General features: G+C 70.4%; 20 protein-coding genes and 3 pseudogenes. 8 read left to right on the top strand and 15 right to left on the bottom strand.

Going from position 1 to position 23,070, the window contains the following annotated elements; genetic code table 11:
- Positions 1-10 precede the first annotated feature (10 nt).
- The gene (queG, locus tag QM699_RS12915; protein ID WP_415011509.1) at positions 11-1,087 is read left to right on the top strand and encodes a tRNA epoxyqueuosine(34) reductase QueG; all 1,077 of its coding nucleotides are present in this window, start codon (positions 11-13) and stop codon (positions 1,085-1,087) included.
- Here queG and QM699_RS12920 read toward each other — a convergent pair.
- The gene (locus tag QM699_RS12920; protein ID WP_415011510.1) at positions 1,065-1,835 is read right to left on the bottom strand and encodes a tetratricopeptide repeat protein; all 771 of its coding nucleotides are present in this window, start codon (positions 1,833-1,835) and stop codon (positions 1,065-1,067) included. The two genes, queG and QM699_RS12920, sit on opposite strands and share 23 nt — an antisense overlap.
- A 30-nt stretch (positions 1,836-1,865) precedes the next feature.
- Here QM699_RS12920 and QM699_RS12925 point away from each other — a divergent pair, with 30 nt between their 5' ends.
- From QM699_RS12925 to QM699_RS12935, 3 genes are all read left to right on the top strand, one after another.
- Positions 1,866-2,711, top strand: coding sequence for an SDR family NAD(P)-dependent oxidoreductase (locus QM699_RS12925; protein ID WP_415011511.1), 846 nt, complete (start codon positions 1,866-1,868; stop codon positions 2,709-2,711).
- Positions 2,712-2,847: 136 nt separating this feature from the next.
- The gene (locus QM699_RS12930; protein ID WP_415011512.1) at positions 2,848-5,049 is read left to right on the top strand and encodes a YjbH domain-containing protein; all 2,202 of its coding nucleotides are present in this window, start codon (positions 2,848-2,850) and stop codon (positions 5,047-5,049) included.
- Positions 5,046-5,723 (top strand): YjbF family lipoprotein, encoded by a 678-nt coding sequence (locus tag QM699_RS12935; protein ID WP_415011513.1) that lies wholly within the window; start codon positions 5,046-5,048, stop codon positions 5,721-5,723. The genes QM699_RS12930 and QM699_RS12935 overlap by 4 nt, the downstream gene beginning before the upstream one ends.
- Before the next feature lie 257 nt (positions 5,724-5,980).
- Here QM699_RS12935 and QM699_RS12940 read toward each other — a convergent pair whose 3' ends face one another.
- Entirely contained in the window at positions 5,981-6,196 is a 216-nt protein-coding gene (locus QM699_RS12940) for a hypothetical protein (RefSeq protein WP_415011514.1), read from the bottom strand.
- Positions 6,197-6,603: 407 nt separating this feature from the next.
- Positions 6,604-7,239 carry a L,D-transpeptidase gene (locus tag QM699_RS12945; protein ID WP_415011515.1) on the bottom strand — a complete coding sequence of 212 codons (636 nt, stop codon included), beginning with the start codon at positions 7,237-7,239 and terminating at the stop codon, positions 6,604-6,606.
- 163 nt (positions 7,240-7,402) lie between these two features.
- Here QM699_RS12945 and QM699_RS12950 point away from each other — a divergent pair, with 163 nt between their 5' ends.
- Complete coding sequence (locus QM699_RS12950) at positions 7,403-7,873, top strand: CAP domain-containing protein (RefSeq protein ID WP_415011516.1); 471 nt, start codon at positions 7,403-7,405, stop codon at positions 7,871-7,873.
- 45 nt (positions 7,874-7,918) lie between these two features.
- Here QM699_RS12950 and QM699_RS12955 read toward each other — a convergent pair whose 3' ends face one another.
- Together QM699_RS12955 and rlmN are read right to left on the bottom strand one after the other, a co-directional pair.
- Complete coding sequence (locus QM699_RS12955; RefSeq protein WP_415011517.1) at positions 7,919-8,431, bottom strand: L,D-transpeptidase family protein; 513 nt, start codon at positions 8,429-8,431, stop codon at positions 7,919-7,921.
- A gap of 196 nt (positions 8,432-8,627) precedes the next feature.
- Complete coding sequence (gene rlmN, locus QM699_RS12960; protein ID WP_415011518.1) at positions 8,628-9,779, bottom strand: 23S rRNA (adenine(2503)-C(2))-methyltransferase RlmN; 1,152 nt, start codon at positions 9,777-9,779, stop codon at positions 8,628-8,630.
- Positions 9,780-10,041: 262 nt separating this feature from the next.
- Here rlmN and QM699_RS12965 point away from each other — a divergent pair.
- Positions 10,042-10,602, top strand: a pseudogene (locus tag QM699_RS12965) (calcium-binding protein); the annotation flags it as partial.
- Between the two features lie 455 nt (positions 10,603-11,057).
- On the opposite strand, the gene dapA reads toward QM699_RS12965, so the two are convergent.
- Positions 11,058-11,933, bottom strand: a complete 876-nt coding sequence (gene dapA, locus QM699_RS12970) for a 4-hydroxy-tetrahydrodipicolinate synthase (RefSeq protein WP_415011519.1) — start codon at positions 11,931-11,933, stop codon at positions 11,058-11,060.
- Between the two features lie 203 nt (positions 11,934-12,136).
- Between dapA and QM699_RS12975 the strand changes: the two genes are divergently transcribed.
- The gene (locus QM699_RS12975; protein ID WP_415011520.1) at positions 12,137-14,176 is read left to right on the top strand and encodes a lytic transglycosylase domain-containing protein; all 2,040 of its coding nucleotides are present in this window, start codon (positions 12,137-12,139) and stop codon (positions 14,174-14,176) included.
- Here QM699_RS12975 and QM699_RS12980 read toward each other — a convergent pair.
- The 6 genes and pseudogenes from QM699_RS12980 to QM699_RS13005 all read right to left on the bottom strand — a co-directional run bounded on the left by QM699_RS12980 (position 14,146) and on the right by QM699_RS13005 (position 18,715).
- Entirely contained in the window at positions 14,146-14,484 is a 339-nt protein-coding gene (locus QM699_RS12980) for a hypothetical protein (protein WP_415011521.1), read from the bottom strand. The two genes, QM699_RS12975 and QM699_RS12980, sit on opposite strands and share 31 nt — an antisense overlap.
- A complete protein-coding gene (locus QM699_RS12985) occupies positions 14,481-14,918 on the bottom strand; it encodes a DUF6446 family protein (RefSeq protein WP_415011522.1) in 438 nt (145 codons plus the stop codon). The genes QM699_RS12980 and QM699_RS12985 overlap by 4 nt, the downstream gene beginning before the upstream one ends.
- Positions 14,915-15,838, bottom strand: a complete 924-nt coding sequence (locus QM699_RS12990) for a glycine--tRNA ligase subunit alpha (RefSeq protein WP_415011523.1) — start codon at positions 15,836-15,838, stop codon at positions 14,915-14,917. The genes QM699_RS12985 and QM699_RS12990 overlap by 4 nt, the downstream gene beginning before the upstream one ends.
- A 100-nt stretch (positions 15,839-15,938) precedes the next feature.
- Positions 15,939-16,533, bottom strand: a pseudogene (locus QM699_RS12995) (potassium transporter TrkG).
- A gap of 160 nt (positions 16,534-16,693) precedes the next feature.
- Positions 16,694-17,326 (bottom strand): annotated as a pseudogene (locus tag QM699_RS13000) (potassium transporter TrkG); the annotation flags it as partial.
- A 306-nt stretch (positions 17,327-17,632) separates the two neighbouring features.
- Positions 17,633-18,715: a TAXI family TRAP transporter solute-binding subunit gene (locus tag QM699_RS13005; RefSeq protein ID WP_415011524.1), complete on the bottom strand. Its 1,083-nt coding sequence runs from the start codon at positions 18,713-18,715 to the stop codon at positions 17,633-17,635.
- 174 nt (positions 18,716-18,889) lie between these two features.
- On the opposite strand from QM699_RS13005, the gene QM699_RS13010 reads away from it, so the two are divergent.
- A complete protein-coding gene (locus QM699_RS13010) occupies positions 18,890-20,563 on the top strand; it encodes a SulP family inorganic anion transporter (RefSeq protein WP_415011525.1) in 1,674 nt (557 codons plus the stop codon).
- Positions 20,564-20,672: 109 nt separating this feature from the next.
- Here the strand turns inward: QM699_RS13010 and bfr are convergent, their stop codons facing one another.
- The 3 genes from bfr to hemA all read right to left on the bottom strand — a co-directional run bounded on the left by bfr (position 20,673) and on the right by hemA (position 22,938).
- Positions 20,673-21,158 (bottom strand): bacterioferritin, encoded by a 486-nt coding sequence (gene bfr / locus QM699_RS13015; RefSeq protein ID WP_415011526.1) that lies wholly within the window; start codon positions 21,156-21,158, stop codon positions 20,673-20,675.
- Positions 21,159-21,264: 106 nt separating this feature from the next.
- A complete protein-coding gene (locus QM699_RS13020; protein WP_415011527.1) occupies positions 21,265-21,516 on the bottom strand; it encodes a bacterioferritin-associated ferredoxin in 252 nt (83 codons plus the stop codon).
- A gap of 207 nt (positions 21,517-21,723) precedes the next feature.
- Positions 21,724-22,938, bottom strand: coding sequence for a 5-aminolevulinate synthase (gene hemA / locus QM699_RS13025; protein WP_415011528.1), 1,215 nt, complete (start codon positions 22,936-22,938; stop codon positions 21,724-21,726).
- Between the last annotated feature and the right edge of the window lie 132 nt (positions 22,939-23,070).

Consider the following 23,070-nt stretch of genomic DNA (forward strand, 5'->3'; position numbering starts at 1 on the left):
TCAAGGCCGTATGAAGACCCCGGGGACAACGGCCGCCGCCGCGCCCGAGGCCCTGGCGCGGGCGCTGAAGGCGCGGGCGGAGGCAGAGGGCTTCTCCGCCTGCGGGATCTGCGCGCCGGACGCGGTGCCGGAGGCGGCGGACCGGCTGTCGGCGTTTCTTGCGGCAGGGCTCCACGGACAGATGGCGTGGATGGCCGAACGCAGCCACTGGCGCGGGTCGGCGGCCGCGCTCTGGCCCGCCGCGCGGTCGGTGGTCATGCTGGCGGAGACCTACACGCCCGAGGTCGACCCGCTGGAGGCCACCCGACGCCCGGATCGCGGGGCGATCAGCGTCTATGCGCGCGGGCGGGACTACCACGACGTGGTGAAGGCGCGGCTGAAGCGGCTCGGCCGCTGGCTGGTCGGCGAAACGGGCGCCGAGATCAAGGTCTTCGTCGACACCGCGCCGGTGATGGAGAAACCGCTGGCGCAGGCGGCGGGGCTCGGCTGGCAGGGGAAGCACACCAACCTGCTCGGGCGCGGCCTCGGCAACTGGTTCTTCCTCGGAGCGATCTTCACCACCCTCGACCTGCCACGCGACGCCGCGGAGGCGAGCCGCTGCGGCAGCTGTCGCGCCTGCCTCGATGCCTGCCCGACGGCGGCATTCCCGGCGCCCTACCGGCTCGATGCCCGGCGCTGCATCAGCTACCTGACGATCGAGCACGACGGGCCGGTGGACCCGGACCTGCGCGCGCGGCTCGGCAACCGCATTTACGGCTGCGACGACTGTCTCGCGGTCTGCCCGTGGAACAAGTTCGCCGCGGAGGCGCGTGAGGTGAAGCTGGCCGCGCGGCCGGAGCTCGACGCGCCGCGGCTCGCGGAACTGGCGGCGCTCGACGACGCGGGGTTTCGCGCGCTGTTTTCCGGCTCGGCGGTAAAGCGGATCGGCCGCAACCGCTTCGTGCGCAACGTCGCGTATGCCATCGGCAACTCGCGGGATCCCGCGCTGCTGCCCGTGGCCGAGCGGCTGGCGCGGGACCCGGATGCGACGGTGGCCGAGGCGGGCGCCTGGGCCACGGCCCGGCTCAGGGCAGCCGCTGCAGATTGAGCCGCGCGAGCCCGGCGAGGCTCGAGTCCGGGTGTTGCTCGATCAGCGCGAGCCAGGCGGCGGACGCGCCCTTAGCGTCCCCCGTTTCGGCACGCGCGGCCCCCTGCTCGAACATCGCCTCCGGCAGATCCGGGGCCAGCGCCACGGCGCGGTCGGCCTCAGGCAGGGCCGCCGCGGCATCGCCGCCGTTGCGCAGGGCGGCCGCGAGCAGCGCGTGGGCCAGCGCATCGTCGGGCGTGGTGGTGAGCGCCGCCCGCAGCGCGGTCGCGGCGGCGGGCCAATCCTCCTCGGCGGCGGCGGCCCGCGCGGCAAGGACGAGGCGTCCGGCATCGGGCGGCGTCACGGTGTCGGCCCGGTCGATCAGCGCGCGCGCGAGGTCGGGCTTTCCGGCGGCGAGCCACTGGTCGGCCGCGTCGACGAGGGTCTGGACGCGCAGGCCGGTCGACATGGCGCGGTTGGGATTCTCGGCCAGCGCCGTCAGCATCTGCGCCGCGGTGGCGTGCGCGCCGGTCGCCGCGAGCGCCGCCGCGGAGCAGAGCCGGGCCGGCACGCCGCCGCCGCTCCGCTCCCAGACCGCCGCATCCTCGCGCGCCTTGGCCGGGTCAGCGGCCAGCGCGGCCTTGCATTCGTCCGTGTTGGTGATCTCCGCCACCGCAGGCCATGCCAGCATCGCGACAAGCGGCACGGCGGCAAGCGGCACGGCGGCAAGCAGCACGGCGGCGCAAGAGGTGGAAATCAGCCGTCGCAAGCCGCCGCGCCTTCGGTTAGGCAGGAGGGCATGACCCAACCCCTTGTCCTGATGCTCGGCCATGGCTACTCGGCGGCGGCGCTGGCCGCAAGGCTCGGTGGCACGCGCGTGCTCGGCACCACCCGCTCGGCCGAGCGGGCGGCGGCGATGCGCGCGGCCGGTGTCGAGCCGGTCGACTGGGCCGACGCAGGCGCTGTCGACCGGGCGATCGCCGCGGCATCGGCGATCCTCGTCTCGGTGCCGCCGGATGCGGAGGGCGACCCGGTGCTCCGGCGCCATGGCGCGGCGCTGGTCGCGGCGCGGCCGGGCTGGGTCGGCTATCTTTCGACGACCGGGGTCTACGGCGACCGCAGCGGCGGCTGGGTGGACGAGACCGACGCGCTGACACCGGCCGGCGAGCGCGCCCGGCGCCGGGTGGCGGCCGAAGCGGCGTGGAGCGCCACCGGCCTGCCGGTACAGGCATTCCGGCTCGCCGGGATCTACGGCCCGGGCCGCAGCGTGCTCGACAAGCTGCGGGACGGCACCGCACAGCGGGTGGTGCGGGCCGGCCAGGTGTTCAGCCGCATCCATGTCGATGACGTGGCGGCCACCCTCGCCGCCTCGATGACCCGTCCCGCGCCCGGGCAGGCCTACAACGTCGCCGACGACGAACCCGCGCCGCCGGCCGACGTCGTGGCCTTCGGCGCGCGCCTGCTCGGCCTGCCGGTGCCCCCGGAGGTGCCGTTCGAGGCCGCCGACCTCTCGCCGATGGCGCGAAGCTTCTGGGCGGAGTCGAAGCGGGTGTCGAACCGCCGGATCCGCGAGGATCTTGGGGTGGCGCTCGCCTTCCCGGACTACCGCGCCGGCCTGCGCGCCATCGCGGCCGCAGGCGGCTGAGTCGGGACTTCGCGCAACAGCAATCGCCAAAACGGACAGGGCCCGGTTTTCCGGGCTGGCGTTCCGGGCATGCATCGGCCAAGACTCGCCTCAAAGTCGCCACAAGGCGAAGCGGGGGCCGTTGAGGTTAGGTGGTATGAGCGAGAGACGCCTGCGCGCGGGAGCGGCCGTGCTGGCTCTGGCCGCGGCCGCGGCGATAGCCCCGGGAGCGTCGGCGCCGGCGCAGGATGTGCCCTCCCGCGATGCCGAGGGGCGCGAAGTGGCAGCGCACCGTCCGTCGATGAACCTTTACGGGTCGACCGGCATCATCGACTTGCCGAGCGCCGAGATGCAGCCCGATGGCCAGGTGACGGCGAGCTACAGCCAGTTCGGTGGTTTCGTGCGGCGGAACTTCGATTTCCAGGCGCTGCCACGCCTCGAGATGTCGCTGCGCTACTCGACGATCCACGACTGGGGCCGGCCGCAGAATCCCGACTATGACCTGTTCGACCGCAGCCTCGACATGCGGCTGCAGCTCCTGCGCGAGGGCGACTATCTTCCCTCGCTCACCATCGGCTTCCGCGACCTGCTCGGGACCGGGGTGTACTCGTCGGAGTATGTGGCCGCGACGAAGAACTTCTTCGACAACTCCCTCAAGGTGACGGGCGGCGTCGGCTGGGGCCGGCTCGCCAGCGTCGGCGGCATCGAGAACCCGTTCTGCACCATCTCGAGCAGCTTCTGCACGCGCGAGATCGAGTACGGCAAGGGCGGCAAGCCCACGTTCAAGTCGATGTTCCACGGCGAGGACATGGGCTTCTTCGGCGGCGTCGAATGGCAGACCCCGATCGACAAGCTGACGCTGAAGGCCGAGGTATCGTCGGACGCCTACACCCGCGAGCAGGAGAGCCCGGACGCGACGTTCGACCGCAGGTCGCCCTTCAACTTCGGCGCTGAATACCGGGTCATGAACGGGATCACCCTCGGCGGCTACTGGATGTACGGCGACGCCATCGGGTTCAACATCGTCGTGTCGGGCAACCCCTACGAGCCGATCACGCCGCAGGACCTCGGCTCCGGTCCGATGCCGGTCAATCCGCGACCGGCGAACGCGAACATGAGCACTGCCTGGGTCAAAGACCCTGCCGCGCGCGACAAGCTGACCTCCGCGCTGAGCGATGCGCTCAGGGCCGACGGCATCACGATCGACTCGATGAAGTTCGAGGGCGACGCGGTCGACGTCTACATCATCAACCGCCGCATGAACCGGACGCCGAAAGCGATCGGGCGCACGGCGCGGGTGCTGGCGGTCGGCATGCCGTATTCGGTCGAGACCTTCCGCATCACGCCCGTCGAGAACGGCGTTCCCACCACCACCGTCACGGTGAACCGCCGCGACCTCGAGGGGCAGGTCGCGCGGCCGGATGCCGGCATGCTCAGCTGGAACACCGTGCAGATGGATAGCGCCGTACCGGCGCTGACCGGGCAGGTCTGGCACCGTGACGTCTATCCGATCTACGACTGGGCGCTGTTCCCGGTGCCGACGATCCAGCTCTTCGGCGGCAACGACGGCTTCAAGCCGCAGTTGACGGCGCAGCTGCGCGGCTCGGTGCGGGTGACCCCGGGCCTGTCGTTCTCGACGCTGGTCCGCCAGCCGGTGCTCGGGGTTTTCGACGATCCGGGCTCCAGTTCGTCGAGCGGCCTGCCGCCGGTGCAGAGCGACTCGCAGCGCTACTATGCCGGGTGGTCGCCGAAGCTGGTGCGCCTGACCGGCGATTATCTGTTCAAGCTCAACCCGGACACCTATGGCCGGGTGTCGGCCGGCCTGCTGGAACGGCAGTTCGGCGGCATCTCCGGCGAGGTGCTCTGGAAGCCGGTGAATCAGAACTGGGGCCTCGGCGCTGAGCTGAACTACGTGAAGCAGCGCGACTTCGACAGCCCGTTCGGCTTCGGCCACTACGACTACGATGTGGTGATGGGGGGCGCGTCCCTTTACTGGAACACTGGTTTCGAGGGGATCGAGACGCAGCTCTATGCCGGGCGCTACCTCGCCGGCGACTGGGGCGCGACGCTCTCCGTGGCGCGGCGCTTCGCCAACGGCTGGTCGGTCGGCGCGTTCGTGACCAAGACCGACGTGACGGAGGACGAGTTCGGCGAGGGCAGCTTCGACAAGGGGCTGACCATCTCGATCCCGCTGCGCTGGTCGACGCCGTTCGAGACGCGCCAGAGCATCGACGGCGACCTGCGCTCGCTCGCCAGCAACGGCGGCGCGACGCTCGACATCGAGAACCGGCTCTATCCGATCGTGCGGGACATGGACCGGGATCACCTGGAACAGAACTGGGGCTCGTTCTGGCAATGATTCGTCGTTCGCTTGCCCTCGCCGCGCTCGCCCTTCTCGCCGGATGCGGCAGTCAGAAGGATCCGGTGCTGTCGGAGGCCATGGGCGCGCTGGAGGGCATGTGGCGCACCCAGCCGGCAGCCACGCCGCAGCGTCAGGTGACGCGCGCCGACATCGAGCGATCGAACGTGGCGGCGATCCTGGCCCGGCTCGAGACCGACCAGCGCGGCACGGTGCTCTATGCCAGCGCCGACAACGGCGGATACGTCACCTACGTGTCCCCGCTGCTGCAGCAGGTCACGCTGAAGGGCGCGGAGATCACGGCGACGCGCGGGCTCGGCACGGACCTTCTGTCGGGGTGGAGCAGCAGCAACGACCCGCTGGTGCGCCAGACGCCGCCGGCGGCCTGGCCGGCACGGGTGGATCGCACCTACGAGCTGCCCAGCGAAGGGCCGCGTGGCCGCGTCGAGCGCTACACCTGCACGTTCCAGCCCGGCGCGGTGACCGACATGGTCATCCTGCAGGTGCGCTATTCCGGCCTGGAGATGAGCGAGACCTGCACCGGCGCGGACGGCAGCTTCGAGAACCTGCACTTCGTCGACCCGACGACAGGCGCCGTGCGCCGGTCGCTGCAATGGGTCGGTCCGAGGGTCGGGCATATCGACATGCAGGTACTCGAGCCCTACACCCCCTGATCCCGACCCTCGCGGACCGACGTCCCAATCGTCCCGACTTCGATCGGGACGTGGCGATTTCGTGCGCCACTGAAGAGGCCTTGGCCGCCCGGCGACTTCCGGGAATACGCGCATTCCGAGCGATCCAGCCTCGGGCGGATGCGCCGATCCGCGGGCACGGAGCGATGTCCCTGCGCCGAAAAGCAAATGGGCACCGCCTGACGGCGATGCCCAGAAGTCACGCGCCGCAGATCACCCGCGGCTCCGGGAGGTAGAGATCAATCGGTGGTGTCGTCGTCGTTGTTGTCGTTCGCGATGGCGTAGGCAATCGCGGCGAGACCAATGACCGGGATGATCCAGGCGGCGTTGGAACCACCCATCGGGGCCGGCTCAGCAACCACGACGGGCTCCTGGGGGGCCTCGAAAACGAGGTTGCCGGCAAACGCCTGACCGGCCAGCAGGAGAGCCACCGCAGTGCTAACGATAAGTTTCATTGTTGTCCTCCTCAGAGTGCGGGTCTGCGATACTGCTAACTCGTCCGGACCTGCGAGCGGACAAGCTAATGCCTGAACACTAGCCAACTTTCCGGCGCGTTTTCAATCGGCGAAAGCGGGCCTCCCGAGTTAAGCACAGGTGTTGTCATTCTGGCAACACCGGCCTGCAACCTGCCCGGAAGGCGCGCTGATTTGCCACTCTCGTCCCTGCCGGACCCGCTCGGATCGCAGGGAAGGCCTCCACTCCTTGTGCGGCACACTCCCCGCACCGCAATATGGCGCGGGTGTCCCGGAGGCGCAGCCACACGAGCCGCCGCGAGAGCGGACGGTGCGGAATTCATTCTGAGGGAGAAAAGCCCGCCTCTGCGGGACCGAGGAATCGGTCCCGCAGAGGTCAGGAACAGGCGTCAGACTAGCAGGACGGGCGTGCCGACCTTCGCGCGGTCGTAGACCTCGATGATGTGCTCGTTGAACAGGCCGACGCAGCCCGACGAGGACTGCCGACCGATCTTGCGGATGTCGTTCGTGCCGTGGATGCGGTACGCCGGCCACCCCAGATTGAGCGCGCGAACGCCCAGCGGGTTGTCCGGGCCGGGCGGCACGTAGCTCGGCAGGTCGGGGCGCCGCTGCAGCATCGCCTCCGTCGGGCGCCAGTCCGGGTCCGGCCGCTTCAGCGTGATGGAAGTGCGGCCGCGCCGGGTCATCTCGTCGGTCAGGGGAACCGACGTCGGGTAGATCCGATAGAACCCGTCCGCCCCCCAGTAGTGCAGCACCCGGTCGTCGATGTTGACATAGATCGCGTCGTTCTCGATCGAGTCGAAGTGGTCCTGCCAACGGGCGGTGTGCAGCCCCGAGATGCGGCGCAGGATCGTCTGCTTGTCCTGGCTGTCGGGCACATAGTCGTGCAGCGGCTCGTCGGACTCCGCAGCGAAGGCGGCGCCGCCAAAGGCAAGGGCGGCCACGCCGGCCAGACCGCCGGCCGCGAGGCGCGTGAAGCCGCGCCGATCGAGGCGGGCGGGGCCGTCTCCGTGGTCTCGTTTCATGGGGTCGTCTCTCCGCGACTGCAATCTTGGTGGCGATTATGCCGCACCCGGCGGCGTTTCTGCAACTCACAGTTGGGAGTGTTCACACGACGGGCAATAGGATTTGAACGCTGTCGTGAAAGCCGCTACCACCCGTCAGACGCCCTAACCGACGGATCCCGCGATGCTTCGCCCGCTCAGTGCTGCCCTCGCCCTCCTTCTGCTCACGGCCTGCGCGGACACGAGTGGTGTCACCCGCCTCGGAGATCCCGACGAGATCCGCCTGCGGCACCTCGACGCGGTCAACGCGGTGCGCCAGAGCGACGGCCTCACCGAGCTGCAGCTCTCGGGAGAGCTGGACGCGGCTGCCGAGACCCACGCCCGCGACATGTACGTGCAGCAGCGCGCGTGGCATTTCGGCTCCGACCTCACCAGCCCGCGGGAGCGCGCGTTCCGCGCCGGCTACCAGGGCGAGATCGTCGGCGAGAACCTGTCCGAGGGGACGGACTCCGACATGTCCGTGCTCGAAAGCTGGCTGAAGTTCCGCGATACCCGCGCGGTCATCATGGACCCGGCGGCGCGCGGCCTCGGCCTCGGCTGGTATCAGGAGCCGAACAGCAACAAGACGTGGTGGGTGCAGGTCATCGGGCAGTAGCGCCCGGTCAGGGGCGGCGCGACCGCGCCGCCCGTCGAGCCGGCCTCAGGCGAAGATCACCACCGGCGTCCCGGTCGGGACCATGGACCAGATCTCCTCGATCTCCTGATCGGTGACGGCGATGCAGCCGGCCGTCCAGTCGGTCTTGCTCCGGTCCGAGGACCGGCGCGGGCCGCCGTGGATCATGATGTCGCCGCCCGGCCGCACCCCGAGCGCCTGCGCCCGGGCCACGTCCACGGCATTCGGATAGCTGATGCCGAGGCTCAGGTAGAAGTCGCTGCGCGGATTGCGGCGGTCGATGAAATACTGGCCCTCCGGCGTGCGGCCGTCGCCGGACATCACCTTCTGCCCCACCGGCTGGAAGCCCAGATGGACACTGTAGCGCTTCAGGAGCTGGTCGCCGGCCCGCAGCTCCAGCACCCGGTTCCGCTTCGAGACCACGACCACGCTGGCGCGCGGCGCCGTCACCGGCACATAGGAGGCCCGCGCCGGCATCGCGCCCGCCGCGAGAAAGCCCGCGGTCAGCGCCAGCGCGTTGCGCCGCGTCCAGAGTCGCATCTCGTCCGCGTCGCTCCGACGCCCGTCATCCGGAAGGATGTCTTCGCTCTCCGACAGCAATGTCCGCTCGCCCATGTCTTTGCCTGCTCGTTTGTTTTTTGTGTGCGCGTCCTTTAGGACGTCGCGATTTCTTCCTGATAAGGTTGAGATAACGCTAATTCGGAAGATTCGGGAAGAGCTTTCCCGTGGCCGATCCTCAGGACGCGCGGGCGGCGCGGCGGACGCGTTCTGTCGCGCTCTTGAGCTGGCCGCAGGCGGCCATGATGTCCTCGCCCCGCGGCGTGCGGACGGGCGAGGCATAGCCCGCCCGGTTGACGATATGACCGAACGCCTCGATCCGCTCCGCATCCGACCGCTCGTAGGGCGAGCCCGGCCAGGGATTGAACGGGATGAGGTTAATCTTCGCCGGGATGCCGGCGATCAGCTTCACCAGCCGCCGCGCGTCGGCGTCGGAGTCGTTGACCCCCTTCAGCATCACGTACTCGAACGTGATCCGCTCGGCATTGGACAGCCGCGGATAGGCGCGGCAGGCGTCGAGCAGCTCGGCGATGTTCCACTTGCGATTGATCGGCACGAGCTGGTCCCGCACGGGATCGGTGGTGGCGTGGAACGAGATGGCAAGCAGGCAGCCGATCTCCTGCCCGACGCGGGCGATCTCGGGCGCCACGCCCGAGGTGGAGAGCGTGATCCGCCGGCGGCTGAGCGCGATCCCCTCGCTGTCCATCGCGATCTTCATCGCGTCGCGCACCGCATCGAAGTTGTAGAGCGGCTCGCCCATGCCCATGAGCACCAGGTTCGACACCAGGCGCTTCTCGTCGGGCTTGCGGCCCCAGTCGCCGATGTCGTCGCGCGCCACCATGATCTGGCCGACGATCTCGGCCGCCGTCAGGTTCCGCACCAGCCGCTGCGTGCCGGTGTGGCAGAACGAACAGGTGAGCGTGCAGCCGACCTGCGACGAGACGCAGAGGGTGCCGCGGTCGGTCTCGGGGATATAGACGGTCTCGATCTCATGCCCGCCCGCGATGCGCAGCAGGTACTTTCGCGTGCCGTCCGCCGAGATCTGGCGGGTGACGATCTCCGGCCGCTCGATGGTGAAATGCGCGGCCAGCAGCTCGCGATAGGGCCGGGCGAGGTTCGTCATGCCATCGAAGTCGCAGGCGCCGCGGTGATAGATCCACTGCCAGATCTGGCCGACGCGCATCGTCGCCTGCGGCTCCGGCGTGCCGGCGTCGATCAGCGCCGCCCGCATCGCCTCGCGCGACAGGCCGACGAGGCTCGCGCAGCCGCCCTCCGCCGCCTTGCGCGGCAGGGTCAGGAACTCGGGCGTGATCGGCGGCGGGACGTTCATCGGGGCGCATGACAAAAGGCGCGCCGGGGCGGCACGCCATGCGCCGATATAGCGCCGCACGGTCGGAATTGCCAGCCCCGGCGCCGCGACAACCGCGTCATCTTGTCGCGACCCGGTGCGACACGGCTGTTACAACTCGGCGCTACCTCCGTCGGCGCAATTCGCTTCTCCCATTTCATCAGCAGGAGGATGGGCCATGTCAGTCATCGACGGCACCGCGGGCAACGACAGGATCACTCCGGATCTCATCACCAAGGGCGTCATGGGAACGCCAAGCGCATTCCCGGACGACGGCGACGACGAACTGCACGGCCACGCCGGCAACGATACGCTGGTCGGCGGCGGCGGCAGCGACTTCCTGTTCGGCGACGACCTGCAGAGCGAGAAGGGCAACGACTTCCTCGACGGTGGCACCGGCGCCGACTACCTCTACGGCGCCAACGGCAATGACACCTACGTGGTCGACAACGACGGAGACGAGATCTTCGAATCCGTCGACGGCAAGGCCGGGGGCGTCGACAAGGTGCAGTCCTCGGTCATCAGCATCGACCTCGGCCACTACTACGACGACGGCTTCGGCATCGAGAACGCCACCGTGCTCGGCTCCAAGGGGCTGGGCATCAACGGCAATTACCTGGACAACGTTCTGACCGGCAACGGCGCGGCCAACACCCTCCTCGGCGAGGGCGGCAACGACACGCTGATCGGCAACGGCGGCAACGACTACCTCGACGCCCAGAACGGCACCGACCGGGTGCAGGGCGGCGCCGGCAACGACACGCTGCTCGGCGGGCCCGGCGCGGACGTGGTGATCGGCGGCGCCGGCAACGACGTGTTCAAGTTCGGCGCGCTGATCGGCTCGGTGCCGGGCGCGGTCGACCAGCTCACGGCGGGCGACGGCGGCGCGGCCTTCGACGGCGCCGGCGCGGCGGCGGGCGACAAGTTCGACATGTCGATCATCGACGCCGACACGACCACGATGGGCAACCAGACGTTCGTCTTCGGCGGCACCGGCAAGGGCCACGTCTCGCTCGTCGAACTCGGGGACCGACACCATCGTGCGCGCCAACATGGACAACGACGCGGCCTTCGAGTTCCAGCTCGTCATCCACGACGGCGGCGTGCACGCCAGCGCCTACACCGCGGCGGACTTCATCCTCTGAGGCGTCCGACCCCGCCTCCGGCGTCCGGTCGACGTCGAGGTGGGGAGCCTCCGGCGGGAGTATTTTCAGGCAAGAGGAAGGCCGGGGCCGCGGGAATCGCGGCGCCGGCCCGCGATCAGTTCAGCAGGCCCGCGTGCCGCATCGCCGCGCGCACCCGCTCCTTGGTCGGCTCCTCGAGCGTCACCATGGGCGAGCGCACCTCGTCCGAGCACATGCCGAGCAGCGACAGCGCAAATTTCGTCGGCGACGGGTTCGGCTCGGCAAAGCAGGCGCGGTGCAGCGGCATCAGCCGGTCCTGATAGGTGAGCGCCCGGGCGAAGTCGCCGGCGAGCATCGCCTCCTGGAATTCCGACGAGAGCCGCGGCGCGACGTTCGCCACCACGCTGATGCAGCCGTGGCCGCCGTGCGCCATGAAGCCGAGCGCGCTGTCGTCGTTGCCCGAGAACTGCAGGAAGTCGCTGCCGCAGGCGAGGCGCTGGTCGGAGACGCGGCCGACATCGCCGGTCGCGTCCTTCGCCCCGATGATCCGCGGCAGCCTGCTGAGCTCGCCCATCGTCGCCGGCGTCATGTCGATCACCGACCGGCCGGGGATGTTGTAGATGATGATCGGCAAGTCCACGGCGTCGTGCAGCGCCTTGTAGTGGTGGTAGAGCCCGCGCTGGCTCGGCTTGTTGTAGTAGGGCGTGACGACCAGCGCCGCGTCGGCACCGACCGACTTCGCGAAGCGCATCAGCCGCACCGATTCCTCGGTATTGTTCGAGCCGGCGCCGGCGATGATCGGGATACGCCGCGCGGCGGTCTCGACCACAACCTCGACGACGTGTTCGTGCTCCTCGTGCGTCAGGGTCGGCGTCTCGCCGGTGGTGCCGACCGCGACGATGCCGTGGCTGCCCTCCTCGACATGCCAGTTCACCAGGTCGACCAGCGCTTTCTCGTCGACCTTGCCGTCCTTGAACGGAGTGACGAGCGCGGGGATGGAGCCTCTGAACATGGCGGGAGTCCTTGCCGGGAAACGGGGCCGGGAAACGGCGGCGCGACCCTAGTCGGGAACGGCGGAAGCCGCAAGCCGGCGACCGGCCGGTTGGGGGCGGGTGGAGCTTACGGAAGTGTTAACCTCTCGCTTGCAGACGGGACCCCGCAGCCTGTGGCATAGTGGCGTCCAGGCAGGAAAACCCGGGAGGTCGTCCCGACCCGATGCGTGCAGTCACGCCCCTTTCGCTCGCGCTCGCCCTGTGGCTCGCGGGCAGCACCACGGTGCCGGCCGAGCCGGCGCCGTCGGGGCCGATCGTCGCCGAGGCGCTCGACGCGGCGGCCCGCGGCGAGTGGACGGATGCGACCGTGCTCGCCGGCTCGACGGGCGCCCCCGTGGCGCTCGACATCGTGCTCTGGATGCGGCTGGCAAGCGGCGCCGGGGAGTTCGACGAGTACCGCCGGTTCCTCTCGCGCAACGCCGACTGGCCGGCCATGGACGCGCTGCGCCGCGGCGCGGAGCGGGCGATGCCCGAGGGGCTGCCGCCGGCGACCGTGACGGACTTCTTCGCCGACCGCGCGCCCCTCACCGGCACCGGCTCGCTGCGCCTCGCCGACGCGCTCGCCGCCACGGGTCGCGAGGCCGACGCCGAGGCCGAGATCACCCGCGCCTGGACCAGCTTCTCGCTGACGCCCGGCGAGCGGTCGGCGGCGCTCGACCGCTGGAAGGCGGTGCTCGCGCCGGCGCACGTCGCACGTCTCGACATGCTGCTCTGGCGCGGGCTGACCGCGGAAGCGCAGGCGATGCTGCCGCTCGTGCCCGAGGACTGGCAGAAGCTGGCGCAGGCCCGCATCGCCACCCGCAAGGACACCGAGGGGCTGCAGTACGCGATCAACACCGTGCCGCCCTCGCTGCGCGACGATCCCGGCCTCGCCTTCGAGCGCTACCTCTACCGCGTGACCAAGGGCCGGTGGCAGGAGGCGGAGGACTTCCTGCTCGCGCGGTCCACCTCGAAGACGGCGCTGGGACGGCCGGAGTTCTGGATGGATCGCCGGGCCAACCTCGCGCGTCAGGCGCTGGAGGACGGCGACGCGCGGGCGGCCTACCGCATCGCCGCGCAGAGCTTTGGCAGCGAAGGGCCGGAGTACGCGGATGCGGAATGGGTGGCGGGCTTCATCGCGCTGACCCGGCTCGACGACCCGAAGCGCGCGGTGGGGCATTTCACCCGCTTCCAGTCGGCGGTGGCGACGCCGATCAGCCTCGGGCGCGCCGGCTACTGGCTCGGCCTCGCCTATCGCCGGCTCGGCGACCATGCGGCGGCAGAGCACGCCTTCCGCGCCGCCGCGGCGTGGTCGACCAGCTTCTACGGCCAGCTCGCCGCCAAGGAGCTGGCCGCCGACACCACGCCCGATACGGCCGCCGGCACCCCCACCGACGCCCCCGCCGACGCCCCCGGCCCCGACCCCGACCAGGCCGCGCTTGCCGTGCCCGACTGGCACGATGCCCGGCTGACCGGCCTGCCCGTGGTACAGGCAGGTCTCCTGCTGCTGCGCGCGGGCGACGAACGGCGGGGCTCGACGTTCCTGCGCGCCGCGGCGGCCGGCCGGCCGGCGGCAGAGCGGGCGGCGCTCGCCCAGATGAGCATCGACCGCGGCCACCCGGAGATCGGCATCCGCATCGCCAAGGACGCGGCCAACGACGGCATCGTCCTGCCGGCGCAGTACTACCCCCTGCACCAGATCGCCGGCGAGACCTGGCCGGTCGCCGCCGCCTATGCGCTGGCCATCGCGCGGCAGGAGTTGGAGTTCGACGCCGGCGTCGCCAGCTCGGCAGGGGCGCGCGGCCTGATGCAGCTGATGCCGGCGACGGCGAAGCATGTCGCCGAGACGTCCGGCGTGCCCTACGACCTCGCCCGGCTGAGCGCCGATCCGCTCTACAACGCCCGGCTCGGGACGTCCTACCTCGCCGGCCTGCTCGACCGCTACGATGGCTCGTACCTGCTCGCGACCGCCGCCTACAACGCCGGCCCCGGCCGGGTCGACCAGTGGCTGCACGATCTCGGCGACCCGCGCACCCCCGACGCCGACCCGGTCGGCTGGATCGAGTCGATCCCCTACACCGAGACGCGCAACTACGTGATGCGGGTGCTCGAAGGGCTCGAGGTCTACCGCGGCCGCCTCGGCGACGGCGCCCCGCCCGCCCCCGTCGAGGAGGCGCAGCCGGCCGATGCCGTTCAGCCCTCCCCCGACAGCTCCACCGGCTGACGCAGCAACCGGATCGTCGGATCCGCGGCCAGCAGCGCAAGGTCGCGGGCATAGGCCGCGCGCATCCCGGCGACCGTACCGGCGTCGAACGGCTCGAACGGCGCGCGGCGGCATCGCCCGCTGCGGCCAGCCCGAGGCGAACGCCGTCCGCCGACGGCGATGCGCAGCGCGCACAGCTCCCACGCCGGCACGAAGTCGATGCCCTCGGCCCGGAGCGCCCCGGCATGGCGCGCCAGCGTGCGCTGGAGGTGGGTGCTGGCGGTCTTGTGCGCACCGAGGTGCAGGCGGACGGCGCGCGGGCCGTTCACTCGATCTCGCCGTTGAGCTGGCGCCAGAGATAGCCCGCGCCGTCCGGATAGAGTGCGATCATCGTGTCGAAGCCCGCCGGCTCGTCGTGGGCGATGCGGTACGCCGTCGCCCGGCCGGCGGCGAGGTCGTCCGTCAGCCGGGCGGCGTCGAAGCAGCGGAACCAGAACGGCGCCACCAGCGGCGTCGCGTCCGCCACAGGCGCGAGGCCCGCGACCGCCGCCGGGTCGATGCGGAAGCAGCCGCGCAGCTTCAGCGGCGAGGTCGTTGCGTCAATGCCGTCATAGTCGGCGATCGGCACCGGCGCGCCCGCGATCTGCAGCGCCCCGACCCCGGACTGCCGCTCGTAGAACGCGAAGAACTGGAACCAGACCAGCGCCGCGGCGAAGAGCGCGACGAAGGCGGCGAAGCCGAGGATCAGCCGGCGACCGCTCAAGCCGCGGCGCCCTCGCCGGCCTTCACGAAGGCGTCGGCGCACATCTTCGCCAGCGCCCGCACCCGGCCGATGTAGGCCTGCCGCTCGGTGACGGAGATCACGCCGCGGGCGTCGAGCAGGTTGAAGAGGTGGCTCGCCTTGATGCACTGGTCATAGGCGGGCAGCGCCATGACGATGCGCCGGCCGGTCCTCGGGTCCACGTCCGGCTGGGCGAGGATGCGCGCGCACTCCGCTTCCGCGTCCTCGAAGTGGCGGAGCAGCATGGCGGTGTCGGCCACGTCGAAGTTCCAGCGGGCATATTCCGCCTCCGCCTCGCGGAACACGTCGCCGTAGGTGAGCGGGATCGGCGCGTCGGGTGCATTGAACGGCATCAGGTTGCCGTCGTCGTAGCCGAGCACGTACATCGCGAGACGCTCCAGCCCATAGGTCAGCTCGCCCGCCACGGGGCGGCAGTCGTGGCCGCCGACCTGCTGGAAATAGGTGTACTGCGACACCTCCATCCCGTCGCACCACACCTCCCAGCCCAGACCCCAGGCGCCCAGCGTCGGGCTTTCCCAGTCGTCTTCCACGAAACGGATGTCGTGCAGGTCGGTGTCGATGCCGATGGCCTTCAGGCTGCCGAGATAGAGCTCCTGCAGGTCCGGCGGCGACGGCTTGATGATGACCTGGTACTGATAATAGTGCTGCCAGCGGTTCGGGCTGTCGCCGTAGCGGCCGTCCGTGGGGCGGCGCGAGGGCTGGACATAGGCCGCAGACCACGGCTTCGGCCCGAGCGAGCGCAGCGTCGTCGCCGGGTGGAAGGTGCCGGCGCCGACCTCCATGTCGTAGGGCTGCAGGATGGCGCAGCCCTTCGCCGCCCAATAGGCTTGCAGCCGCAGGATGATCTCCTGAAAGCTCCTCGGCGCGTCGATCGTGGCCATGTCGCGGACTCCTGCCTCCCGGCTCGGCCCGGGCTTTAGCCCGGCGGTCGCGCGCGGGTCAATCGCGGGCGAACGGCCTCACCGCCCCGGGGTGCGCTCGTCACCCCCGCCAGAAGCCGGGGGTGAGGATGATGTAGGCGGTGAGCAGCTCCAGCCGCCCGACCAGCATCAGGAACGAGCAGATCCACTTCGCCGTGTCGGGCAGCGGCGCGAACGTGCCGGCGGGACCGATCACCGGCCCGAGGCCCGGGCCGATGTTCGAGAGGCACGCGACCGCCCCGGAGATCGCCGTCACGGGATCGAGCCCGGCCAGCGACAGCAGGACCGCGCCGACGCCGAAGCTGAGCAGGAACATCATGAAATAGGCGATGACCGAGTTCGAGCAGCTCGTCGGAGATCGCCACGCCCTGATAGCGCGGCGTCGTCACCAGGTTCGGGCTGTGCAGCCGCCCCACCTCGGCGGCCGTCGCCGAGAACAGCAGCTGGTAGCGAAAGACCTTCGGCCCGCCCGACGTCGAGCCGGAGCAGCCGCAGACCATCATCGCGCAGAAGAACACCACCTCGGCCATCGGCCCCCACTGCGAATAGTCGGTGGACGCGAACCCGGTGGTCGACAGGACCGAGGCGAGGTTGAAGGCGATCTCGCGCAGGCTGGTGCCGTCGATCGCCGTACCCTGCAGCCGCCGGGCCACCACCAGCGCGGCGCAGAGGCCGAGGTAGATCCCGAGGAAGGTGCGGATTCTGGCTGTCCTGAAACAGCGGCCGCGGCTCGCCCCGGACGAGCTGGACGTAGCGCACGAACGACAGCGAGCCGATCAGCATGAACCCCGTGCCGATCCATTGCGCCGCCGGCGAGAAATCGGCGAACGAATTGTCGCGGTTCGCCATGCCCCCGGTCGCCACGGTGGACATGGCGTGGACGAAGCCGTCGAACCCGTCCATCCCCGCCCAGACGTAGCCGAGCCCGCAGGCGAGCGTCAGCCCGGCGTAGACCGAGCCGATCGAGGTGGCGATCGCCTTGGCCCGGGGCATGATCTTGCCGAGCGTGTTGAAATCGGAGTTCCGCAGCAGCTGCATCCCGCCGACGTTCAGCACCGGCAGCAGGATCATCGCCAGCAGCACCACGCCGATGCCGCCGACCCAGGTGACGATGCCGCGCCAGAGCAGCACGCTGCGCGGCAGCGCGTCGAGGTCGGTGATGACCGTGCCCCCTGAGGTGGTGAGCGCCGAGGTGAACTCGAAATAGGCATCGGTGAAGCTCAGGTGCGGCACGCCCAGCATCAGCGGCAGGCCGGCAACCGCCGGAAACACCACCCAGGACCCGGTGGTGAGCAGGAACCCCTGCCGCAGGGTCAGCGGCCGCGGCCGCTGCTCGGCGCAGGCCACGGCGAGACCGGCGCCTCCCACCAGCGCAAGCAGCGCCGCCACCGCGAAGGCGACGGCGTTGCGATGCCCGTCGAAGGCGTCGATGAGCATCGGCATCAGCATGGCGAGCCCGAGCCCCGCCACGAGCCAGCCGATGATGGCGCCGACCGGCCGGATGTCGATCGTCAACCGCCCCCTCCGCGTTTGCCGGGCGAGGCTTGGGCGCGCAGACCCCGGCTGTCAAGCCGACCACCGCGCCCCGACTCTCGCGTTCCGGCTCTCGCGGCCCGCCCCGCCGTCCGCCTTTCTCTTGCTTCAAGTCCTCTCGGGGGTGAACTGGCCGGAGGCTGGGAAGGGGCAGAAAGCCCCTTGCAACGTCTCGGCTCAGGACAGAAGCGCACGCTCGCCCCGCGCCGGAGCGGTCCCCCGCTACCGCCAGCGCCTCTCGTGATAGATCGCCGCCGCCGTCGGATGCAGCGGCGCCACGGCCGCCGCCGCCAGCATCTCCCGCCGGTCGAGCCCGGCCAGCACCGGCTCCAGCCCGCGCAGCATGTCGAGATCGTCCACGACCGAGCGGACCAGCACGGCCACCGTTGCGTCGGGGACGCTGGCCGTCGTCACCAGCGTGGCGCTGACGCCGAAGGTGTCGACCGGCCCGGCGGTGCCGCGGTAGAGCCCGCCCGGGATCGTGGCCGCCACGTAGATCGGTTCGCGCTTCACCATCGCGTCCACGGCGGCGCCCTCGACCGGCACCAACCGGGCGTCGCAGCTCGTGGTCGCCTCCTGAACCACCCGCGCCGGATGACCGATGGCGACGAAGAAGGCGTCGATCTGCTTGTCGCAGAGCGCCTGCCCCAGCCGCTCCGGCGCGATGTCCGGCGTCGCGCCGAAGCTCGCCGCCGTCCAGCCGAGGGCGCCCATCAGCGCGTCGGCCAGCGACCGCGTGCCCGAGCCCTCGGCGCCGAGCGCCACGCGCTTGCCGGCGAGGTCCTCGACCCGCGCAACGCCGGCGTCGGCCCGGGCCACCAGCGTCAGCGCCTCGGGGTAGAGCCCCATCACCGCGCGCAGCCCCGTGTCCGGCCCGGCGGCGGCAAAGGCGCCGCTGCCCGCCACCGCCTGCGCCAGCGCGTCGGACTGGACGATGGCGAACGAGAGGCTGCCGTCCGCGAGCCCGGCGACATTCGCCACCGAGCCGGCCGTCTGGGTCGCGGCGCAGCGCAGCCCGGTCTCGGCCCGATGCTGATTCGCCAGCCGGCAGAGCGCGACGCCCACGGGGAAATACACCCCCGCGATGCTCCCCGTCCCCATCCGCGCCAGGACGGCCGGCACGACCACCCCGTCGTCCGCCGCGCCATCATCCGGCGCGCCGCTGCCCGCCGGGGCGAGGGCCTCGGGCGCCGTCGCCTGCTCGGCCGTCGCTTCCGCCGCTGCGCCAGCGGCGTGCCCGGGCGTCGCCGACGCGAGCGTCGCCGCGAACGCCAGTGCCCGAAACGCAACCTGCCATGCCGCCATGTCCTGCCTCCCGCGCGCCGTCGAAAGCAAGGCTAGTGCGCCCCCCCAACCGTGGCAAATCCGTGATGCACTTTTGGAATTCGGTGCGGCCCTCTTGCCGCGACCGGGCGCGCGGCGCTACTCATGGCAGCATTACCCCCCTGCCTCGCACATCGCCAGGACGTCATGGATCGCATGTACCAGGAACGCGCGCCGTTCCTGCCCAAACTCGTTACCACCCTTGCGGAAGGGTACGGTCCGGCGCAGCTCAAGGCGGACCTGCCGGCCGGCCTGACGGTCGCCATCGTCGCGCTGCCGCTCTCCATGGCGATCGCCATCGCCTCCGGCGTCGCGCCCGAGCGCGGGCTCTACACGGCGATCGTCGGCGGCTTCCTCGTCTCGGCCCTCGGCGGCAGCCGCTTCCAGATCGGCGGCCCGGCCGGGGCCTTCATCGTCCTCGTCGCCGCGACGGTCACGGCCCACGGCCTCGACGGGCTGGTGCTCGCCACCATGCTCTCCGGCGTGATGCTCGCCGCCGCCGGCCTGCTGCGGCTCGGCACCTTCGTGAAGTTCATCCCCTACCCCGTCACGGTCGGCTTCACCTCCGGCATCGCGGCGCTGATCTTCGCCAGCCAGATCGTGCCGCTCCTCGGGCTCACCCTCGCCGGCAAGGAGCCGGGGCCGCTCGTCGACAAGCTTCCCGCGCTCTGGGCGGCCGGGCCCACCGCAAACCTTGCCACCGTCGCGGTCTCGCTCACCTGCATCGCCGCCCTGCTCGGCCTGAAGCTCGCCCGCCCGCACTGGCCGCGCATGCTGATCGTCGTCGCCGCCGCCTCCCTCGCCTGCTGGGCGCTCGGCCTGCATGTGGCGACGATCGGCACGGCCTTCGGCGGCATCCCCCGCGGACTGCCCAGCCCCGCGCTGCCGGACGTGAGCCTGGCGAAGGTCGTCGCCGTCCTGCCCGCGGCGTTCAGCTTCGCCCTGCTCGGCTCGATCGAATCGCTGCTGTCCGCGGTGGTCGCCGACGGCATGACCGGGCGGCGCCACCGCTCCAACACCGAGCTCGTCGCGCAGGGCATCGCCAACGTCGGCTCGGCGCTCTTCGGCGGCATCTGCGTCACCGGCACCATCGCCCGCACCGCGACCAACGTCCGCGCCGGCGCCTACGGGCCGATCGCCGGCATGTCGCACGCGCTGTTCCTGCTGGTCTTCATCCTGGTCGCGGCGCCGCTCGCGTCCTACGTGCCGCTCGCCGCGCTCGCCGCCGTGCTGGCGCTCGTCTGCTACGACATGGTGGAAAAGCCGGCGTTCGCTGCGCTCATCCGCTCGTCCTGGGGCGATGCGACGGTGCTGCTCGTCACGCTCGGGCTGACGCTGTTCCGCGATCTCTCCGAGGCGATCGTCGTCGGCTTCTCGCTCGGCGCCGTGCTGTTCATCCACCGCATGTCGAAATCGGTCGAGGTTCGGGAGCATGGGCGCGACCCCTACCGCCAGGCCGAGGGTGCCGATCCCGAGGCGGTGATCTTCCGCGTCACCGGCGCGATGTTCTTCGGGGCCGTGTCGGCGGTCGGCGCGGCGCTCGACCGCATCGGCGACGAGCATCGCGTCCTCGTCGTCGACCTCGGCGGCGTGACGCTGGTCGACTCGTCCGCCGCGAACATGCTGGAGGGTCTGGCCCACAAGGCGCAGCGCCGCGGCGTGGCGGTCTATCTCACCGGCGCGTCGCCGGAGCTGCGCCGCGAACTGCTCTCGCACGGCCTGCGCCGGCCGCTGGTGCGCTACGCCGCAAACATCGAGGCCGGGCTCGCCGCCGCCCGCAGGCGGGGAGAACTCGGCCCCGAGAAAATCACGGGTGCAGTGGCTGGCTGACGGGCTGGCTGCTGCACCTGGATCCCGGGGGCAGTGGCTGGCTTGTGGACTGGCGCCCGCCCCGGAACGGCGGCACCCGGAATTTTCAAGGGTCCCGGGTACCCTCGTCTCACTCCACGCCGTCCGTGGACTTCGCGTTGAGCTGGGCCCAGTTCTGCTCCCCGATCCGGTCGACCAGGTCGATCTGGGTCTCGAGGAAGTCGATGTGGCCTTCCTCGTCGCCCATCAGCTCCTCGAACAGGTTCTTCGACACGTAGTCGCCGACCTTCTCGCAGTAGTCGCGAGCCTCCTTGTAGAGGTTGCGCGCGTCGTATTCGCCCGCGAGGTCGCACTTCAGCGTCTCGACCGGGTTCTCGCCGATGCGCAGCGGGTCGAGGGTCTGCAGGTTCGGATGGCCTTCGAGAAAGATGATGCGGTCCATCAGCTTGTCCGCATGGCCCATCTCCTCGATGCTCTCCTTGCGCGACTTGTCGGCCAGCTTGCCGACGCCCCAGTCGGCCTGGAGCCGATAGTGCAGCCAGTACTGGCTGATCGCGGTCAGCTCACTCCTGAGCGCCTTGTTGAGATATTCGATGACGCCAGAATCGCCCTTCATCGCTCCGCCTTTCCCCGTATGATGCGGGAAAATCCCGCTCGCACAGGTAAGCTAGGCGGTCCCGGGCCGGGCCGCAATATGGAATCGTTCTAAAAAGTGCGGCGGCTCAAATTTCCTCCAGCCGCACCCTCCGCTCCTTCCGGCGCAACCCGCGCAGCTCCACCGGAACCGCGAGATTGTCGTCCGCCCGCATCTTCTCGACGAACAGCTTGATGCAGCCGCCACAGTCGGCGGACTTGCCGAGCGCGCGGTAGATCTTGCCGGGGGTGATGAGCGTGTACGGATCCGACGCCCGCATCCAGGCGATGGTATCGCGGATGTCCGTATCCGTCACTCGGCAGCAGGAGCAGACGATCATCGGGGCACGCGGATCTCGTGATTCAGGCTGGCCCCTAACCTGACCGCTTCGCTCGGGAATTGCAATGACTAATCTGGTCAACTATGCGACCAGCCGCGAGCGGCGGCATTGTCGCAGCGGCACGGGCACCCGGGTCAGTTGTTCAAATGGAACTTTGCGGACCAGCCCAATTCAACGCTGTGCCCGCCGTCCGTCACACGTCGCGCGTCAGGCGACCGCCCGCGACAGCGCGCAGTGGCTCCAGAGATCGGTCAGCGCCCGCATCAGGTGATCGAGGTCGCCGTCCGTGTGCAGCGGCGACGGTGTGAACCGCAGGCGCTCGGTCCCCTTCGGCACCGTGGGATAGTTGATCGGCTGGACATAGATCCCGTAGTCGTCGAGCAGGATGTCCGAGATCATCTTGCACTTCACCGGGTCCTTCACCATCACCGGCACGATGTGGCTCGGGTTCGGCAGGTGCGGGATGCCGAGGTGGTCGAGCCGGGCGCGCAGCTTGCGCACCATCTCGCGCTGGCGCGCCCGCTCCATCTGGCTGACCTTCAGGTGCGCGATGCTGGCCCGCGCCCCGGCGGCGATCGCCGGCGGCAGCGACGTGGTGAAGATGAAGCCCGACGCGAAGCTGCGGATGAAGTCGACCAGGGCGGCCGATCCGGCGACATAGCCGCCCATCACCCCGAACGCCTTGCCGAGCGTGCCCTCGATCAGCGTCACCCGGTGCGCGAGCCCGCGCTCCTCCGCGACCCCGCCGCCGCGCGACCCGTAGAGGCCGACGGCGTGAACCTCGTCGAGGTAGGTCATCGCGCCGTGGCGCTCGGCCACGTCGAGGATCTCGGCCATCGGCGAGATGTCCCCGTCCATGGAATAGACGCTCTCGAACGCCACCACCTTCGGCCGGCTCGGGTCGATGTCGGCGAGCTGACGCTCGAGATCGCGCGGATCGTTGTGCTTCCACACCCGCTTCTCGCAGCGGGCGTGCCGGATGCCCTCGATCATCGACGCGTGGTTCAGCGCGTCCGACAGGATCACCGCGTTGGGCAGCCGCGCCCCCAGCGTCCCGAGGGACGCCCAGTTCGAGACATAGCCCGAGGTGAACAGCAGCGCCGACTCCTTGCCGTGCAGGTCGGCCAGCTCGCGCTCGAGCAGGATATGATCGTGGGTGTTGCCCGAGATGTTGCGCGTGCCCCCGGCGCCCGCGCCGGTACGGTCGATCGCCTCGTGCATCGCGGCCAGCACCTTCGGGTGCTGCCCCATCCCGAGATAGTCGTTCGAGCACCAGACCGTGATGTCGCTGGCCCGGCCGTCGCGATAGCGCCGCGCCCGCGGAAACGCCCCGGTCGTCCGCTCCAGCTCGGCGAAGACCCGATAGTTTCCGTCCTTGCGCAGCGCATCGAGCTGGCCGCGGAACAGGGCGTCGTAGTCCATTCGCAATTCCCTCAGGTCCACCGGCCGCCGCAGGCGCCCCACCCGGTTGTCTGGTTCCTGCAGCCTGACGCAAAAGTCAACCGCCGGGCACCCGGCAGGCCGCGATGGCGTCAAACTAGCACAGCCCCCGAC

Source organism: Amaricoccus sp., assembly GCF_047602525.1.
Lineage (GTDB): Bacteria > Pseudomonadota > Alphaproteobacteria > Rhodobacterales > Rhodobacteraceae > Amaricoccus.

What these genes read in the sequence shown, in the direction of transcription:
- queG (WP_415011509.1), top strand. Translation starts at nt 11, where the DNA reads ATGAAGACCCCGGGGACAACGGCCGCCGCCGCGCCCGAGGCCCTGGCG.
- QM699_RS12925 (WP_415011511.1), top strand. Translation starts at nt 1,866, where the DNA reads ATGACCCAACCCCTTGTCCTGATGCTCGGCCATGGCTACTCGGCGGCG.
- QM699_RS12930 (WP_415011512.1), top strand. Translation starts at nt 2,848, where the DNA reads ATGAGCGAGAGACGCCTGCGCGCGGGAGCGGCCGTGCTGGCTCTGGCC.
- QM699_RS12935 (WP_415011513.1), top strand. Translation starts at nt 5,046, where the DNA reads ATGATTCGTCGTTCGCTTGCCCTCGCCGCGCTCGCCCTTCTCGCCGGA.
- QM699_RS12940 (WP_415011514.1), bottom strand. Translation starts at nt 6,196, where the DNA reads ATGAAACTTATCGTTAGCACTGCGGTGGCTCTCCTGCTGGCCGGTCAG.
- QM699_RS12945 (WP_415011515.1), bottom strand. Translation starts at nt 7,239, where the DNA reads ATGAAACGAGACCACGGAGACGGCCCCGCCCGCCTCGATCGGCGCGGC.
- QM699_RS12950 (WP_415011516.1), top strand. Translation starts at nt 7,403, where the DNA reads ATGCTTCGCCCGCTCAGTGCTGCCCTCGCCCTCCTTCTGCTCACGGCC.
- QM699_RS12955 (WP_415011517.1), bottom strand. Translation starts at nt 8,431, where the DNA reads ATGCGACTCTGGACGCGGCGCAACGCGCTGGCGCTGACCGCGGGCTTT.
- rlmN (WP_415011518.1), bottom strand. Translation starts at nt 9,779, where the DNA reads ATGAACGTCCCGCCGCCGATCACGCCCGAGTTCCTGACCCTGCCGCGC.
- dapA (WP_415011519.1), bottom strand. Translation starts at nt 11,933, where the DNA reads ATGTTCAGAGGCTCCATCCCCGCGCTCGTCACTCCGTTCAAGGACGGC.
- QM699_RS12975 (WP_415011520.1), top strand. Translation starts at nt 12,137, where the DNA reads ATGCGTGCAGTCACGCCCCTTTCGCTCGCGCTCGCCCTGTGGCTCGCG.
- QM699_RS12990 (WP_415011523.1), bottom strand. Translation starts at nt 15,838, where the DNA reads ATGGCCACGATCGACGCGCCGAGGAGCTTTCAGGAGATCATCCTGCGG.
- QM699_RS13005 (WP_415011524.1), bottom strand. Translation starts at nt 18,715, where the DNA reads ATGGCGGCATGGCAGGTTGCGTTTCGGGCACTGGCGTTCGCGGCGACG.
- QM699_RS13010 (WP_415011525.1), top strand. Translation starts at nt 18,890, where the DNA reads ATGTACCAGGAACGCGCGCCGTTCCTGCCCAAACTCGTTACCACCCTT.
- bfr (WP_415011526.1), bottom strand. Translation starts at nt 21,158, where the DNA reads ATGAAGGGCGATTCTGGCGTCATCGAATATCTCAACAAGGCGCTCAGG.
- QM699_RS13020 (WP_415011527.1), bottom strand. Translation starts at nt 21,516, where the DNA reads ATGATCGTCTGCTCCTGCTGCCGAGTGACGGATACGGACATCCGCGAT.
- hemA (WP_415011528.1), bottom strand. Translation starts at nt 22,938, where the DNA reads ATGGACTACGACGCCCTGTTCCGCGGCCAGCTCGATGCGCTGCGCAAG.